The organism is Parasutterella secunda, assembly GCF_016901835.1.
GTDB classification, from domain to species: domain Bacteria; phylum Pseudomonadota; class Gammaproteobacteria; order Burkholderiales; family Burkholderiaceae_F; genus Aphodousia; species Aphodousia faecavium.
In genome coordinates, this window is sequence record NZ_JACJKX010000012.1 from 26,133 (window position 1) to 42,461 (window position 16,329).

19 protein-coding genes are annotated in these 16,329 nt (G+C 49.4%); 18 read left to right on the forward strand and 1 reads right to left on the reverse strand.

All coding sequences use genetic code 11. The features are described 5' to 3' along the window. The first annotated feature begins 2 nt into the window (after nt 1–2). Both H5985_RS06895 and H5985_RS06900 read left to right on the forward strand, forming a co-directional pair. On the forward strand, nt 3–614 hold the full coding sequence (locus H5985_RS06895) for an IncC plasmid conjugative DNA transfer DtrJ family protein (protein WP_205050579.1): 612 nt from the start codon (nt 3–5) through the stop codon (nt 612–614). 117 nt (nt 615–731) lie between these two features. After that, nucleotides 732–1,655: a glycosyltransferase family 2 protein gene (locus tag H5985_RS06900; RefSeq protein ID WP_338124962.1), complete on the forward strand. Its 924-nt coding sequence runs from the start codon at nt 732–734 to the stop codon at nt 1,653–1,655. 94 nt (nt 1,656–1,749) lie between these two features. Here H5985_RS06900 and H5985_RS06905 read toward each other — a convergent pair whose 3' ends face one another. Then, on the reverse strand, nt 1,750–2,034 hold the full coding sequence (locus H5985_RS06905; protein WP_205050580.1) for a hypothetical protein: 285 nt from the start codon (nt 2,032–2,034) through the stop codon (nt 1,750–1,752). 383 nt (nt 2,035–2,417) lie between these two features. Between H5985_RS06905 and traA the strand changes: the two genes are divergently transcribed. Genes traA through traN form a run of 16 tightly spaced genes read left to right on the forward strand, consistent with a single transcriptional unit; the run spans nt 2,418 to nt 16,322 of the window. Beyond that, the gene (gene traA, locus H5985_RS06910) at nt 2,418–2,696 is read left to right on the forward strand and encodes a TraA family conjugative transfer protein (RefSeq protein ID WP_205050581.1); all 279 of its coding nucleotides are present in this window, start codon (nt 2,418–2,420) and stop codon (nt 2,694–2,696) included. 18 nt (nt 2,697–2,714) lie between these two features. Beyond that, a complete protein-coding gene (gene traL, locus H5985_RS06915) occupies nt 2,715–3,014 on the forward strand; it encodes a type IV conjugative transfer system protein TraL (RefSeq protein WP_205050582.1) in 300 nt (99 codons plus the stop codon). A 6-nt stretch (nt 3,015–3,020) separates the two neighbouring features. Beyond that, nucleotides 3,021–3,605, forward strand: coding sequence for a type IV conjugative transfer system protein TraE (gene traE, locus H5985_RS06920; protein ID WP_205050583.1), 585 nt, complete (start codon nt 3,021–3,023; stop codon nt 3,603–3,605). A gap of 37 nt (nt 3,606–3,642) precedes the next feature. Then, the gene (locus H5985_RS06925) at nt 3,643–4,452 is read left to right on the forward strand and encodes a TraK domain-containing protein (protein WP_205050584.1); all 810 of its coding nucleotides are present in this window, start codon (nt 3,643–3,645) and stop codon (nt 4,450–4,452) included. Further along, nucleotides 4,449–5,597, forward strand: a complete 1,149-nt coding sequence (locus H5985_RS06930) for a TrbI/VirB10 family protein (RefSeq protein WP_205050585.1) — start codon at nt 4,449–4,451, stop codon at nt 5,595–5,597. Before H5985_RS06925 ends, H5985_RS06930 begins: the two co-directional genes overlap by 4 nt. 47 nt (nt 5,598–5,644) lie before the next feature. Next, nucleotides 5,645–6,463 (forward strand): DsbC family protein, encoded by an 819-nt coding sequence (locus H5985_RS06935; RefSeq protein ID WP_205050586.1) that lies wholly within the window; start codon nt 5,645–5,647, stop codon nt 6,461–6,463. Then, entirely contained in the window at nt 6,460–6,921 is a 462-nt protein-coding gene (traV, locus tag H5985_RS06940; RefSeq protein WP_205050587.1) for a type IV conjugative transfer system lipoprotein TraV, read from the forward strand. Before H5985_RS06935 ends, traV begins: the two co-directional genes overlap by 4 nt. Next, the gene (gene traC, locus H5985_RS06945) at nt 6,918–9,539 is read left to right on the forward strand and encodes a type IV secretion system protein TraC (RefSeq protein WP_205050588.1); all 2,622 of its coding nucleotides are present in this window, start codon (nt 6,918–6,920) and stop codon (nt 9,537–9,539) included. Before traV ends, traC begins: the two co-directional genes overlap by 4 nt. Next, the gene (locus H5985_RS06950; RefSeq protein WP_205050589.1) at nt 9,532–9,774 is read left to right on the forward strand and encodes a hypothetical protein; all 243 of its coding nucleotides are present in this window, start codon (nt 9,532–9,534) and stop codon (nt 9,772–9,774) included. The genes traC and H5985_RS06950 overlap by 8 nt, the downstream gene beginning before the upstream one ends. Then, entirely contained in the window at nt 9,771–10,214 is a 444-nt protein-coding gene (locus H5985_RS06955; protein WP_205050590.1) for an OmpH family outer membrane protein, read from the forward strand. The genes H5985_RS06950 and H5985_RS06955 overlap by 4 nt, the downstream gene beginning before the upstream one ends. Continuing rightward, nucleotides 10,215–10,721, forward strand: coding sequence for a signal peptidase I (gene lepB, locus H5985_RS06960; protein WP_205050591.1), 507 nt, complete (start codon nt 10,215–10,217; stop codon nt 10,719–10,721). A gap of 13 nt (nt 10,722–10,734) precedes the next feature. Continuing rightward, the gene (locus tag H5985_RS06965; protein ID WP_205050592.1) at nt 10,735–11,319 is read left to right on the forward strand and encodes a hypothetical protein; all 585 of its coding nucleotides are present in this window, start codon (nt 10,735–10,737) and stop codon (nt 11,317–11,319) included. Beyond that, nucleotides 11,316–12,329 (forward strand): TraU family protein, encoded by a 1,014-nt coding sequence (locus H5985_RS06970; protein ID WP_205050593.1) that lies wholly within the window; start codon nt 11,316–11,318, stop codon nt 12,327–12,329. The genes H5985_RS06965 and H5985_RS06970 overlap by 4 nt, the downstream gene beginning before the upstream one ends. Continuing rightward, nucleotides 12,326–12,946: a TrbC family F-type conjugative pilus assembly protein gene (locus tag H5985_RS06975; protein WP_205050594.1), complete on the forward strand. Its 621-nt coding sequence runs from the start codon at nt 12,326–12,328 to the stop codon at nt 12,944–12,946. Before H5985_RS06970 ends, H5985_RS06975 begins: the two co-directional genes overlap by 4 nt. Then, a complete protein-coding gene (locus H5985_RS06980) occupies nt 12,946–14,109 on the forward strand; it encodes a hypothetical protein (RefSeq protein ID WP_205050595.1) in 1,164 nt (387 codons plus the stop codon). Before H5985_RS06975 ends, H5985_RS06980 begins: the two co-directional genes overlap by 1 nt. Continuing rightward, complete coding sequence (gene traN, locus H5985_RS06985) at nt 14,100–16,322, forward strand: conjugal transfer protein TraN (RefSeq protein WP_205050596.1); 2,223 nt, start codon at nt 14,100–14,102, stop codon at nt 16,320–16,322. The genes H5985_RS06980 and traN overlap by 10 nt, the downstream gene beginning before the upstream one ends. The last annotated feature ends 7 nt before the right edge of the window (nt 16,323–16,329 follow it).

Sequence of the window (16,329 nt, forward strand, 5' to 3'; positions counted from 1 at the left end):
TCATGAGCCGCTTTCTTTGGTTAAGTTTAATTTTCTGTGTCTGCGTATCGCTTCTTTGGTGGCCGGGTGCCCGAAATCAATCGAGCATTTTTGAATTGATTGAACGGGAACGTGCTTGGCAAACCGAACATCTCGGATTTGATTTAGTCAATGCCGTGGATAATCAACTCATTTCCATTCAAAACTTTATTTTTCAATCTCCGATTCCGACTGGTGACCGCTCAACGCTCAGGCATTCATCGGGAGTGGTCGATCATGAAATTGAAGGCGCTGTCACCCGTGTGTCTCAAGAGCCTTACTTTCAAGCCATGTTTGCTTTGATTGTATTAGCGATCGGCAGAGTTCTGGTAACCAGCCTTTTAGCCTTACTGATGATTCCTATTTTGGGAGCAGTGGTAGTGGATGCAATGTGTGCAAGAGAAATTCGGCATGTGAAATTTCTACCCTCAGACTCTTTTCAATTCAGAATAGCCATTGCCGCCTTTTTCGTTTTGATTGAGATAATGTTTATTTTGAGTCTGGCGCCGGTATGGATTGATCCCTTTTGGATTCTCGGGGGATTTTTATTGATGATGTTCTCTGTTCATCGCTTTATTACGCATTACTTCAAATAACAAACCAAACATATAAAAAAAAACAAGTACAATCCGTCGTATCTGCTTGTTATTCACCGATTAGACAAATGAGTTTTACTGCCCCCCCCCCAGAACCCACATATCGCATTCTTTGTTGTGCCCTGCTATAACGAAGAAGAAGTCTTACCTGAAACATCAAAAAGACTTAAAGAAAAACTTCAACAACTAATATCTGAAAAACTAATTTCAGAGAAAAGCAGAATTCTGTTTGTCAATGATGGTTCCAAAGATCGGACTTGGTTCATTATCAAGGAACTTCATCACTCCGATCCACTTTATAGCGGAGCAACACTTTCAAGAAACCGCGGGCATCAAAACGCTCTTCTGGCAGGTCTTATGTCTGCCAAAAACTACGCTGATTTTGTTATTTCACTTGACGCGGACCTACAAGACGATATCAATGCAATCGATTCAATGATTGAAAAATACTATGAAGGCTACGACATAGTTTATGGAGTACGATCAAGTAGAAAAACAGATACATTTTTTAAACGCTTTACCGCAGAGGGCTACTACAAATTTATAAAGTTGTTAGGCGCCGATATTGTTTTTAATCATGCAGACTATCGTCTAATGAGTAAACGTGCTTTAGACGATTTATCCGAATACTCTGAGGTCAATCTTTTCCTTCGTGGAATTGTCCCCATGCTTGGCTATAAAACCACGTCTGTGTTTTATGAACGTGGGGAGCGCTTCGCCGGCGAAAGTAAATATCCCTTAAAAAAGATGTTGGCTTTTGCTCTGGAAGGAGTAACTTCTTTATCAACTAAACCCCTCCGTTTCATCACGCTCTTAGGTTTTGTTATATTTTTTGTCAGCCTACTTATGTTGATCTATTCGTTAGTTCAATGGTTTGTGGATGAAACAGTCATTGGTTGGGCAAGCGTTATTTGCTCCATCTGGGCTATCGGTGGACTGGTCCTATTGTCCATTGGTGTTGTCGGAGAATATATCGGCAAAATTTATCTTGAAACAAAGCACCGACCAAGGTACAAAATCAGTGAATTTCTAAATTCTTAAGAAACAAACCTTTGAGTCATTAGACTAATTCACATACAAATTTAATTTGGTGCGAGTTAGCCTCAATTCGCACCTATCTAAAATAAATAAGAGGCTAACTCATTGAAAAATAATCTATTACTCCAATGAGAAGAGCTAAAAAAACAACCAGATAGAAAAATCCTACGATCCCATCCAAAATCGACCCAATTAACCCAAAGAACAAACTCCCTGGTCGCCTTTTTTCTCGTCCCTCTTCCTCAATCTCACAGTAAACATTGATGTTCACAGGCTCATCATACGTTTCCTCGTTATGGCCGGAAGGCGAATTTCCGGCACTTGTACTGCCCTTTCCGAATCGATAGAGATCTGCACTCTGAAGACGGTCTTTTTGTGCCATTTTCATCCCTTTAAGCAATTTCTTTAATTAACACATTCCCGCATCGAGGGCCGTTAAAAACGTTCCCAAAAACCGATTCCACCGTTCTTACTGAGCATAGTCGCGCTCCTTTTCCCCTTGACAAAAATCAAATCCCCTTAGTTTTCCATAGGAACGCATTGTCCAATCCAAATTAAGTCACTTGCCACTTTTGAACCCTAAGAGCATTTCAGAATGGAGAAGTCTCGTCTTTCATAAGAACTTTTACACCACTTAACTTCATTTTGAGAACCATCCGGTCGGGTAAATCCTGGGATTTACACGGGGCTTCTTTTCATGCACGATACCGCCCCTGTCAGCTCAGCGGAGTCTGAGCCTATAACAAAAAAAATGAAAGGACAATCATGAAAAAGAACCTCTCCCTTTGCTTAGTTTTGGGTTTACTGTCAGCTTCTGCTTTTGCGGGCACCACGGGTACCGAATTTCAGGAACTCTATGACCTCGTGCACGATTGGGCAACGGGCTATCTCGGTCGTGCCATCGCTCTTATTTTCCTTTTGGTGGGTTTAGGTATGGGTATTGTCCGCGGTTCCATCATGGGGGCAGTGGGATGTTTGGCTGCTGCCATGTGCCTTTTGATTGCCCCGAGCGTGGTTGAAGGGATTTTGACGGCAGTTATCTAAGGATAAGGACAACCTTTCATGAGCTTGCGCCGAAACGAAATGGGGCTTGTGCCGGTTCCGCGAGAGTTGGATGCCGGTGCCAAAATCTTTATTTGGGATTTTGATGTCTCGGCTCTTTTTGTGACCGGGTTTGCGATCGGAGTGATGGTGGGCAGTCTCCTAGTGGGAGTTGTTTTAGGAGTCGTCTTTGCCAAAGCCTGGAGCAAACTTCGTCAGGGAAGAGCCAAGGGCTACGGGATTCATACGCTTTATTGGTATCTGCCCGGTAAACCCTTTCGCCGCAGTCCCGAATCGTTTCGGCGCGAATTCATGGGGTAGATCACCATGAACGCTTACGCTCTGATTTCATCTGACTTAGCCGCTCGCCTAGGTTTAAAGCGCCTCACGATCGGCATTCTGGCGGCCTCTGTTGCCACGAACGTCATTTTGGCTGCAGGTCTTCTTTTTAAAAAGGATTCTGTCACCACTGTTCTTGTTCCGGTGGGGATTAACGAAACCACGCACCCGATGACCGTGACCGAAAAGCATGTTGATCAGGACTACCTGATGCTCGTCGCGCGCGACCTTTTGTCTCTAGCGATGAATGTGACACCTGAAAACGCAGACTTTAACCGTGAGACGCTTTTGCGACATGTCTCGCCCGCAAGCTTCGGGGCCATCAATGAATTATTAACCCGTCAGGCCCAAACGTTAAAGCGATTACACGCAAGCAGTCTTTTTTCCGTGCAGTCGATGACGGTGACGCCTGAATCCTTAACCGTTGAAGCCTCGGGTCTAAAGCGCCACTTTATCGGTAAAACGGAAACGTTAAGAGAACAGTCTCTGATTACGATGCGCTTTACGATGGTCGCAGGAAAACTGCAACTTACAGAACTCTCCGAATCGGGTGAGGCGAATTCTCGCAACTAAATCTTCACCGATTGTCTTAACCCTTCTTCACACTTTTATGAAAACGTTTTTATCAGACCGTCTGAGAGTCTCTTTTTGTCTCAAAATCGGTGCATTGGCACTCGTTTTGTGCCCCGCTCTCACTTATGCCGGTATGGCGCCTGACTTTGAGTCTTCAATGGACGAAACCGTTAAAGAAGCCATCCATTCGGTTTCCAACCCAAAAGCACAGGCGCAAAGTGCTCCTGCTTTTGCCGTGAGTCTCACCGGACCCAACCGCATTGCCGTCACAGGAAAAAAGATCACGAACGCTATTTTTGATGCGAGGCAACTTGATATGCAAACAGAAGAAGCCACGGGCCAAATATTCGTTTTTCCGAAAACGAATGAACCCGTTGCGCTTTTTGTCACAACGGAGGATAAGGAAACGCACGCCCTGACCTTAATGCCTCAGGCGATCCGAAGCCAAGAGATCATCCTCGGGGCCAAAGAGTCGCCCAAAGCGAGTTTAGCTTCTTCTTATCAACCCAAAGCTTTAACTGATGCGATTGATGCGCCGGACTTGGATAAGCGCGTGACCAAACTCATTCGAGCCCTTGCCCGAGACGAGTTGCCCGAAGGCTTTCATGCCACAAACCGCTGCGGCAAAGGCTGCCTCAAACTCATGGCAAACGATGAACTGGTGGGCAAAGTGCTTTTGCACACCAACACTTCACAAACTACTGTGACGCTTGAAGAGAAATTCTTTTATGAGCGAGGTGTCTTGGCGGTTGCCTTTCAGAAAACGACTTTAAAGCCTCAGGACTTCACGCGTGTTTTTCTTGTCATGAAAAACACGCCACTCACAACGAATGAGGCAAAACGATGAAAAACACCGATCTTCGCATTCGTCAGTGGGTGATACTTGCAGGGCTCGTCACCCTTTTGGTCACCTTTGCCATCGTCATTGCCTTTATTTCGCAAGACCGGTCGGAAAAGGAGAAAAAGCCCGCAAGCACCACCATCAACCTTAAAAACGACTCGTTTAACGAAGAGCACTTTGTGACAACGTACGGCGCACAGATGACGGAACTTGAAAAAGAAGTTGCTTCCCTTTCGGCTCAAATGAAACGTGAGGCAGAACGCCAAAAGCGGGAAGCAAAAATGAAAGACGCTCAAACCCGCTTTGATGAAACGTTTGAGGCCGTCACTCAGGAAATGGGGCCCGTGCCCGGTGTATCTTACTCGCCGGGACAAAACACCCGCCACACGATCGCCTCTTCCTCTCAAGACACAGGGCCTCGCCTTGTCATAAAAAAGGTGAGCGACGCTACTAAAGACAAAGAGAACAACGCCGATAAAAAAGAAGGCATCAGTAAAAACCGTACAAGGGAAAGAAAAGCTGATGACCTCCTGATCACTGGCACCTTCGCCCGAGCTCGACTTCTTAACGGCGTTGAAGCTCCAAGCGGCGGGCAGGCTAACGGCAATCCCGTTCCGATGCTTTTGGAAATCAAGGACCCGGCTTTTTTACCCAACCGTTACCGCTCGGACGTCAAGCGCTGCATGGTCACGGCTAATGCTACCGGTGACTTAAGTTCCGAGCGGGTCCTTGTGCGCCTGGATCGTTTAAGTTGCATCACTGAGTCCCGCGGTGCGATTGACGTCAAAGTCACGGGCTACGTCACAGGTGAAGACGGCAAAACGGGACTTAAAGCACGTGTGGTGACGCGCTCAGGGCAGGCCATTGCGAATGCCTTACTTGTTGGCACGCTCTCGGGCCTTGGAGAAGCCGTGAGCTTGGCTGCCCAAGACTCTTCCACCAATTTTGCGGGCACCGTCACCCATTCCGTCAATAACCCCTGGCGGGCGGGACTCGGTGAAGGAATGCAGGATGCCTTGGATCGCGTAGCAGACTATTACCTGAAACTCGCCGACAAAATTTTCCCCGTTTTAGAGGTCGATGCCGGGCGTGACGTCGATATCGTCATCACGCAAAGCGCCTCCATTGCGACTGAAAAATCCCTTTTCTAAGTACGACTATGAAACACACACTTATTGCACTACTTGCGAGTCTAGCCATGAATTTTTCGATTACCGATGTGTTGGCACAAAGCCAGACCGAGCCCTATGCACAACTTTTTAGACAAACGTCTTTAAGTGAAGAGGAGCAAAAACTCCTCGCAACGCTTCAACGGGTCTATCCCCAAAACCGTATCCGTTTCGTGAGGCAAACACCTGTACCCGGTTTTTATGAAGTAATTTTGGGTGAAGGGGTGAGCTACGTCTTCGTTACCCCTCAAACCCTTAAAGAACTTGAGAAGATCACTGACGAAAACCGTGATACCTATTTCCGTCACTGGCTCTTCGGCGGGGTCTTTTACGACATGGCGACTCAAACGGATCTCACGGCTCCCATGAAGACACTTGCCCAAATGGTGGATGTCACAAAACTTCCCCTCGAAAACGCCATTGTCAGAGAAAAAGGGAACCCCAACAACACGCTTTTTGTCTTTACCGATCCCCGCTGCCCATTTTGTAAAAAACTTGAAGCGGAACTTACCCAACTCACTGACGTTCGCCTCTATACATTTTTAACGCCTTTGACGTCACTGCATCCGGATGCGAAAGAAGTCTCGGCTCGCATCTGGTGCGCTAAGAATCAGGCAGAGGCTTTAGAAGACGTCATGCTCAAAGATCGCGAGTTAGAGGGCCCGGCACACTGCACCACACCCCTTACCCAAAACGAAAAACTCATGGCAGAGCTTGGCATTAAAGGGACCCCTACACTTTTCTTTGAAAACGGAGAGCGCATCACAGGCGCCCTATCAGCCAAGGCCATTCAAGAGAAGTTCAAAGATATTCAAAAAATGAAAGATGCAATAAAGGAGAGCAAATGATGCGTTCATTAGTGTCTTTTCCCCTTTTAGTCGCTCTACTTACTTTAACCGGGTGCTCGTCGCTCTCAGGCCTGCAGGATGCACAATCGGATTTTGCGTGTTCCGTGGATATGACTCCCCGCTGCGCCTCCTTATCTGCGGTTCATGAGTCTTTGGATAAAGAAGAAACCCTGGGCAAGGCTATCGTGATCAGAGAAGAATCTGATCGCGACACCGTCTCTCAAAGCTTTGATCCCTTAGCGATTCAAACGCCTCTCATGAGTCCCAAGAGAGCTCCTGAAGAAATTCTTCGTATCTGGATTGCGCCCTATATTGATATGGAGGGAGACCTTCACGCCGAGCACGTGATCTTTACTACCGTTCGCACCGCCCGTTGGGCACCGGAGTCGCTTGAAATCAAGTCGCTAGACGAAAGTTCCGATCGCATGATCTCTCCCTTAAAAGGTAGCGCCCGATGAAGAAATCCATTTTTTCATTGGCTCAAAAATTTAAAGAGTCTCTCACCTATAAAAGTCTTGCCTCCAACCTCACGATGGATGATGAGGCACTTGGTGTGACTCGGGGATCCAACACCCTCATTGACCGGGTGGGCTCTCTTTTACCCTATGGACATGAGATTGAGCCCGGGCTTTTTGCCATCATGGATGAAAAGCATCTGGCAATCGAGTCCGTGGGCTTTACGCTTGAGATGATTCCGCAAACCGGAGCAACGCCTGAGATGGCCGAGCAATTGGCCTCTCTTTTTTCACCCGACTTACCCACCGGCACCGGTATTCAGGTGACGCTTTTTGCCGAACCCGATATCAATTGGGCTACAAACGCCTACATCGCAAGCCGCACTCCTCACTTTTTAGCCACGGAAAATAAGCAATCTGCCGCTCAAACCCTCACGCACTTAGCCCACGAGCGTGTACGCTATCTAAACCATGGCGTCCATCATGGGCTCTCGGCGGGTTCTCACTTTCGCGTCCGTCATTATCGTGCCTGGGTCTCCGTTGCGATTCCCCTAGGCGACAAAGAACTTTTCTCAACGGTTGAGCGCGCGAAAAAAGAGCGCGAGCGTTTGATCACCCTTTTAAAGTCTCAGTACCTCTATAGCCACACGTGGGAGGCACAAGACCTCTACCTCACGGTCCGAACGATACTGAATGCTCATAAAGATCCCTCTGACTTAAAAACCCGAGCGCGACCCAACAGCCGGGACTTGCTCTCTCTTGGCCTGATGGATCCCGATACCCGCATGAGAATTAAAGAAGAGGCAATTGAACTCTCAAGCGCGCACACTGATCGTTCGGTAAGCCTTACGGGGCTATCTGTCACTGGCTACCCCGGGGACTATGCCTTAGCGCTCACGCGCCGCTTTATCGGCAATAAAGTGCTGGATATCCCCTGCCCGTTTCTCGTGACGTGCGCAGTCTCCATGCCCGATTATGAGAAAACGAAGGCCAGGGCGAACCTTATGGCCGCACGCTCCAAGCAAATTGCGTCAAGCGAATTGGCCCACTACCTCCCCTATCTTCAAAGGCGCAAAGAAGACTACGACATCGTGACCGACGAGTACGCGAAAAACGGCGGTCTTTGCAAAATCACGCACCAGGTACTGCTACTTGCCCCTAGTAAAAATCGAGAGGAGTGCATTGAAGCCGCGATTACCGTTTTTAAAGAAGCGCATCTGGATCTCACGCGCGATACGCGCATGCACTGGCAAAGTCTCATGACGACGTTACCCATGACAATGGGCCCGATTTTGGCAAAAGACCTGGAGCTTGCCCAACGGCAAAGCACAAAGACGCTCACGGACGCTGCCAATCTCTCGCCCTTTTTGGCTGAGTTTCAAGGCACGGGCAGAAGAAACGCCGAAGAGTCTCTCACGCCCCTTTTACTTTTAACGGGTGAGCGAGGTCAGATCACCCCGATCGATCTTTTTGCAAGTTCCGGTAACTACAACGCGATCATTGTGGGGACGTCAGGGGCCGGGAAAAGTGCCCTTACCAATGACCTCATCACCGGTAACCTGGGCACGGGCGGGAAAACCTACGTGATTGACGTGGGGGCGTCCTATAAAAAACTCTGCAGACTTTTAAACGGTCAATGGATTGAGTACGCCCCTCACACCAGGCTTGTCATCAACCCCTTTGAATTGGTTCGAGACATTAAAGAGGACATGGGATTTTTACTGCCCATTCTCACGGAGATGGCCTCGCCCAATGAGGGCCTGACGGACTTTGCGCAAAGCGTATTGCAAACACACGTTATTCATTGTCTGGCTAAAGCCCGCGAGGATAACCGTATTGCTACCGTTACTGATCTCGTGCAAAGCCTATCAACGGGCTTTGTTCACCCCGATAAACCCCAAAGGGTTGACTCGCGTGTCTTGGATTTGGCCGTGCAACTTGCACCCTTCAGTCGTGAGGGAGCGTACGGGCGTTACTTTGATGGTGCTTCAACCGTTAATTTCACCCATGACTTTATTGTCCTGGAGCTTGAGGGACTTAAAGGGCGCAAAACGCTTCAAAGCGTTGTACTTTTGTGTCTTATCTTCTTAATTACCCAGGATCTCACCGCTGGCGACAAACATATTCGCAAAATGGTGGTGATTGACGAAGCGTGGGACCTATTAAGTCACAAGCACGCCGGCACCTTTATTCAAAACGGCTACCGCAGGGCGCGCAAACAAAACGCCTCCTTTATTACGATCACGCAGTCTTTTGCCGACTACTACCAAAACGATACGGCGCGTGCCGCGCTGGAAAACGCCGACATCCGCTTTGTACTTCGTCAAAAAGAAGAGTCCATTCGCTTTATGCAAAGTCAAAAGAAGGTGGCTTTCTCAGCCTGGGAGATGAACGCCATTAAAAACCTTCGCATGCGTGAGGGCGAATACGCCGAGTGCCTTTTTTCAACGCCCGATACCGTCCCCTCGGTTCTTCAAATCCGCTTTGATCCCTTCTCACGCCTTTTGTACTCCAGCCGTGCGCAAGACGTCGCCCGCATTGACGCGCTTCTTCAAAAGGGGCTGACCGTGACTGAGGCAATCACCGAACTCTTAAAAAATGAAAGGCGCTCGTATGAATAAAGACTTTGTGGTTGATAACTTTGCCGCGCCCGGCACGCAGTGGTACGCCGTCAAAGACCCTTATGAGTCGGACTTGGCTCAGGATCCGACGCTTACGCGCTCAAGAGTTACTAAAAGCGAAGCAAATCGCAATCGACGCCAAACACGGCAAACCCAAAAGGACTCTCCTTACCTTCAGGTGAGTCTTCAACACAACAAAACCTATCAAAAGAAATTAAAAGACATTTTGAAATGACAAGAAAAGAGACCCTTTTTCAAGACTCCCTTCTTTGGATAACGATTTCGGCCCTGCTTTGCGCGCTCGTTGCCCTTTTCTTTGCCTTCAATACTCAGGCTAAGGCTTCACTCTCGGTTGTAACAGTTGATATCGAAAAAGTGACCGATGCCCAAAAGCTTATTTGGGTCAAACGCATGAGGGAGGGCGAAACAGACAAAGTGCTCACCGAGTCCCGAGCATTTCAGTCGAAACTCGAGCAGGTCATCGTCTCTATTGTCGGAAAAGACACAATCGTTATCGATAAAAAATCGGTCCTTTTGGCTCCCACGGATACCGATATCACGGCAGAGGTGATGCAAAAACTCAACCTCTCGGAAGTCGAGACCCGTCGTCTTTATGAAGCCCTTGAAAACGATGTCTTTGCAGACTTTCCCGCTTTAAAAAAGGGTGGTCACTAAATGCGTGAGAACTTGAAGCTTCTGATTCGGATGATTGGCCTTTGGGTAAGAAGCCATGCCCTCGGGCTTATTATTGGCGCGTGTCTCACCACTCTTTTTATCTCGCGCTTTCAGTTTGCTATTAACCTCACTGAGAGCCTTGCGGGACGCATTTTCTTAATTGATAAAAGCGATAAAAGTGTCAAGCCCGGTGAACTGGTGGCCTTTTCTTCGCAAAACGCCGCCCCGATTCCCGATGGCATCACACTCATTAAACGCGTCGCGGGTGTTACGGGAGACCGTGTCGCGGTTGAAAACCGCTTTGTTTTCATTAACGGTCAACCCGTAGCGTTTGCCAAACCCACCTCCCGCACGGGCGAGCCTTTGAGGCCTATCAATTCCTGCGCGATTCCAGAAGGATTTTTCTTTGCCGTGGGCGAGCACCCGGACAGTTTTGACAGTCGCTATGCGACACCGGGCCTCATCAGCCTCAACACCGTTCGGGGTCAGGCCTATTGCCTTTGGTAGGAAAAACCGCACGATGACATTGCCTTCTTTCTTACTGACCCTCGGACTTTTCATGGGCTCAGCCTCCGCACTGAGTGCACCGACTCAGGCGCTTGGGCCGGTCTACCCCGTCATCGAAATCGATCTTTTATCGATAATAAAGCGTCATGCCGAGGAAGAAGCCCAAAATGCCTCTTCTCGTATTCATGACAATCAAGCCCTATTAAAGCACTGGGCAAGTAAGCCTCTCGGCCACGCATTACCCGAAGCGATCGAGTCACGGCGCCTGCGCTTTGACACTCACCCACAGGCCTTGGAGGTTTTAGGCAAAGACTATCGACGTGAGTGGCTCTTTATCAATGCTGATAACCCGATGCACCTTAAAGTCGCCCAAGCGTTTTTGCAGCCAAAGGAAGTCACGTGCCGCGTGATTTTGGTTGCGGGCTCTATCGAAAACGCTCAAAAAGTCTTAAAGACTCGCCTTTGGTTTGATCAAGGGGGAACACTCGTTAAAAGACTGAAGATTCATGCGCTTCCGGCTCATGTCGAGATGAAAGCCACGGGCATCACGGTGAGCGTGCGTCCCGCAAAAGATTTCTTAAAAGGCCATAAGCCATGAAAAAGCTTCTCTTCACTATCCTCTCAGCCGCCTTTATACCGGTGGCAACGGCCGCCTGTTACGGAAAAATCACGAATCCCGTGACCGACGTCTGCTGGGAGTGTGTCTTTCCGATTACCGTCGGTCAAAACACGAGTCTTATCAGCAGCTCTGGCTTTACCGATGTCACAACCGATGCCGACTCCCTTTGCAGCTGTATGGGAGAAGCTGACATCACGTTCGGCATGAATATCGGCTTTTGGGAACCCATCCGAACGATTGAGATCGTTCGGGAACCTTTCTGTTTCCCGTCGTTGGGTGGAATCACGATGGGCGGGCGCTTTTCTGTACCCGCTCACGGCCGCACGCCCAATCCCAAAGAGCGGGGCCATCGCACAAGCTTTTATCAGGTGCACTGGTACCACACGCCCTGGCTTTACCTCTTAGAGGTGCTTTTTGATACGAAGTGTTTAGAGGCTTCGCCCTGGGATGTCGCCTACATGACAGAACTCGATCCCTTGTGGGATGACTCGATGAGCTCTTTTTTACTTAACCCCGATGTGACCCTTTTTTCAAACCCCATTGCGCTTGGCGCCTGCAGTCTCGATTGTGTGGCCGCAACCGTAGATTTACCCATTAACAGTCTTTATTGGTGTGCGGGCTGCGCGGGAAGCCTCTTTCCCTTAACCGGTTGGGTGAATGCTCATATTACCGATGAGCAGGCTTTTAGCCTCTTAACTCAGCGCTTTACGTTAAAGCTTCACCGAGAAGGGCTTCTCTGGCGTCAATGGGGCAAAGACGGTCAGTGCGGACCGCAGTTGGAATTCATGATGAGTAAAGATGTCTACCGCACCCAAATGGTTTGGCCCTCACGGCAAACTGAAGGCACTTGCTGCCGCCCCTTCGGAGCGTCGACCGCCATGGATGCTTTAGGCGGAACAACACCTCCGGTTCGTGGCGAAGACGGCGCGTACCTGATTTGGCGGCGCCGGGATTGCTGCCAAGGGATGAATTTGGGAGGCAATTCATGAAAAAGCTTTTGATTCTTACAGCACTGTTGTCTGCTTCAACGCCATACGCTTTGACGCCTTTGGAGGTTCAAAACGTCATTAACGAAGCCCAACAGACCGTTCAATCGTTGCCTGAGTCTGACGAAGAGACTATCGCAATAGACATTGCGGTCTCGCTTTCCATGCCCCGCGCATCCCTTATTCGACTGGGGCAGGACGCCAAAGACGCAGGACTCGCTCTATCTTTCAGAGGTGTCGGTCGTCAGATAGAGCCCAAACCCCATGACAAACCCCGTACGATTTTAGAGACGTACGGTAAGGGCCTTGTTGCCCGACACTTGAGCGACTTTAAGTTTCTCACTGACTTGGGCGTCTCCGTCAAAATTGATCCGGTGTTATTTAACCGGCAAGGTATTGACGATGTGCCTCAGATCCTACTTATGCCGGTCTGCAAGAGCGCCTGTGACAATAAAAAGGCTCTTTTTGTCGCCCGAGGCGACGTCACGCTTCGGTATGCACTTGACTATTTGGCAAAAGACATCGAAGTGGCTTTAAAAAAAGAGCCTCACAACGCTCAATCCATTAAAGCCTCAGAGGTAGTCAAAAACGCTCTCAATCGTTTGGGGGACAGACCGTGATGCGTTTGATTTCCCCGGTGATTTTGTTCTTTGTCACTCAAAGTGCGTGGGCCGCCGATATTTCGGTGAATGACGCAGCCGCTGCTGCACAAACCGTTGAGCGACCGAGCTACAGCACCATTGTCACCAACGACAAACGCAATGATGTGGTTAACAAAGACTTTGTGGGCGACACGTCAGACCTCTCCAACCTTCGGCCCGAGTCCGGTATGGGCGATCTCTTTACACCGGGTGCCGATAAAGCCAACGGCTGTTTATCCAAAAACGATCCCGAGTGTCTCGCCGTACAGCTTGTTTATCAAGGAGGCGCCAATAAACCGGAATTAAGTGGCGAAGAAAAAGACAAGATTCTGGGCGAGTATCAGGACACCATTGAAAATGCCGATTCGATTATTGGTGAGGCGGGCAGCATCGTAAGTACTGAAACGCATTGTGAGACAGTCACCACGGTCATCCCCGGGTTATCGGAAATTGAAGTCTGCGATGAATCAAGCGGCGGAGTTATCACCGGTTCCTGCTCCGAAGGCTGGACCATGGAAATGGGCACACGTGAGCTCTACCGCTGCCACACGGGCAACACCGTTGAAAATAAAACCTGTTCCATCAAGCGGGAAGTGCTCTCACACACTGAAAACCGCTACTCATGCGTAAAAGCCCCTGCTGAAAGCCAAACCTCGGCCTGCACGGTCCCGGTCACGGTCAATGTCACCAAAACCTATCCTTATCAGTGCCGCATTGAACAGGAACCCGCCACCAAAGAGACGTGTATCAAGACTCTGAATATTGAAGTGGTGCCGCCCTGCACCACGGCTCAGAGCCAAACCGTGAGTCTTAAACCCTTTAACGACGTGGGCTATGGCGGTACGGGCTCGTACCTCACGGCCACGATTTCGTATGCCTGCAGTAACGCCATGTCGATGACGGTGAAGTTCGGTTCCCGCCCCATGGCGACCTTTACCTCAGCTCCGGCGACAGTCAAAAAGACCCTTCGAATTGAGTTTGTGATGAGTGTGCGCCAATACACAAAAGAAGAACGGGACTTCTATGAGGTGACGATTACCAATACCGATAAGGGTAAAGGTACCCGAACCGTCACGGTTACGCTTCCCCTCTTGCGTCCCAATCACAAAGAAATCGAACGCTGGGAGACGGTATGCAAGTAATTGCTTTCGTGATTGGGGTACTGATGGTGTGTGTCTCATCGATCTCTTGGGCCGCCGGCAACTGCACGGTTACTAAAAACACCTGTCTGCAAGGGCCCGAGACCCGTACGATTCAAGGCGTCAAAGTCTATCGTGACTGTTGGCAGTGGGAAACCGTGACCGAGTGCCAGGGCTCGGACACGATTAACTATTGCTCACCATTAGAAAAGAACGGGGCTTGCAAAGAAACCGCCTCGGAGTGCTTAAGTTCCTCCAAACCCGGTGTTTGTGAAGTGAGAAAAAAGAGTTTTTCCTGCTCTTCTCCCCTTTCGCCCGTACCCAATGGCGTGACGGCACTGCCCATGCAGTCCTCTGTTTCGGACAAATTTGAGACGGGTAAATATTGCTCTCAGGCTGCAAACTCTTCCTGCTCACAAACGCAGATGATCTGCACCGCCCCGGATCAAACCCGGGTGGTTGATGGCATATCCGTAACACTGCCCTGCTGGAAGCGAGAACTGACTTACTCCTGCATTACCAAACCTGAAAACCCCTCATGCGGATACTTGATTGCTGCAGGCTGCAAGGCCTCAACCGGAAAAGACAAAGCCCAGACACTTACCTATGACTGTCAGGAAAATGCTTCGTTTACACCGCACGAGGACATTCACTTCGTGGAAAAGCTCAATATTCTGGACGGCGTCAAAGAAACCGAAAACACCTGCGGGAATCACTCCTGCACTGTCGGCAATACGACTTGCCTTGCTTATCACCCGATCTTCACGGATATCTGTTTATCGGAGCAAACTCAACTTGTCTGTGAATCAGGTGAGAAGAAGACCTGTGAATTCCTCACCGACAAAGGCTGTGTAGTCAAAAGCGAAGAGATCGACTCCACGCTCTTCTACTGCTCAGCAAAATACCCCGATGCGCCTACTCACATCGAATGGTCAGGCAGTGAAGAAATCATCACCGGGATGACCGAGGACTCTAACTGTCCCTTCAGTTCCACTTTAACTCGCGCTCCCCAGCCCAGAGCCACCTGTGAGGTAACAGGTAAGGTCTGCACAGAAGGTGCCGAGACCCGCATTGTGAACGGAACTCCCGTTTATAAAGACTGTTGGCGCTACGAAGTACAGTACGGCTGCACCAATGATGAGTCGGTCAACACCTGTGAGGATCTTTCCCAAAACAGTAAGTGCCAACTCATTGAAAAGAAGTGCTTAGCCGGAAGTGAGGCCTTCTGCTCTTTCTGGACGTATACCTATAGCTGTGAAGAAACACCCGAAACCGTTATTGAAGAAGAGGTCTGCACCGAGTCCATCTGTCAGCACGGGCTTTGCACACCGACGGATGATGCTCCTAACACGGGGTTAGCCGATGCCGTCACTAAACTCGAAGTCGTCCGTCAGGCCGCCGTTTACGGCGACTACAAAAACCTGAAGTTCTTCACAGGCGAAATGAACACCTGCCGCAACAAATTGGGAGGCGTCTCCTGCTGCAAGGGTAAAGTCAAAGGCTCGCACTCCAACGCCTCAGGTCTTCCCGTTTCTTACGTTTTTGCGGCTGACATTGCCAAAGAAACGATTCACACGTTGGGCTCACCCTATGTGAATGACATTTTGATGAGTAACGAGACGGTGGCCTCTGTCATGACCGAACTCTATGGCGAGGCTGCAGGCCAAGCCTATTCCCCTAATCTCTCCTACTACGGTCTGTCTGTGAGCTATGTGGGCGGAAGCCTTCAGTTCTCCTTTGATCCCTGGACGTTCTTCGCGATGGTTGCACTAGAAGTCGCAAACGAATATCTCTCCTGCACTCAGGAAGAACAGGCTTTGCAATTAAAGCGTGGGGCAGATACCTGCCGGTACGTCGGAAGCGTCTGCACCGAGTACTTCATGGGGCAGTGCCTCATTAAAACCGAATCGCACTGCTGCTACAACTCCAAGCTTGCCCTTTTGGTGCAGGAAGCTGCCCACGAACAATTGGGGCGCCCTTGGGATGTAACAGACAGTCAGGTCTGTCAGGGTCTTACTGCGTGGGAAATGAGTCAGGTGGATTTAGGACAAATTGATCCCGAGGCGCTCGGAGCTTTGATTGATACCTCCAAGGTAAATATTCCTGATGAGAAAAAAGCTGAAACTCGTGCCAAGGCACGACAGGAACAACTTAAAAAAGATCCCTATGCCGATATGCCCGGTAAAGAAGGCACTTGTTACGGCACAGATTGCTAATAACGAA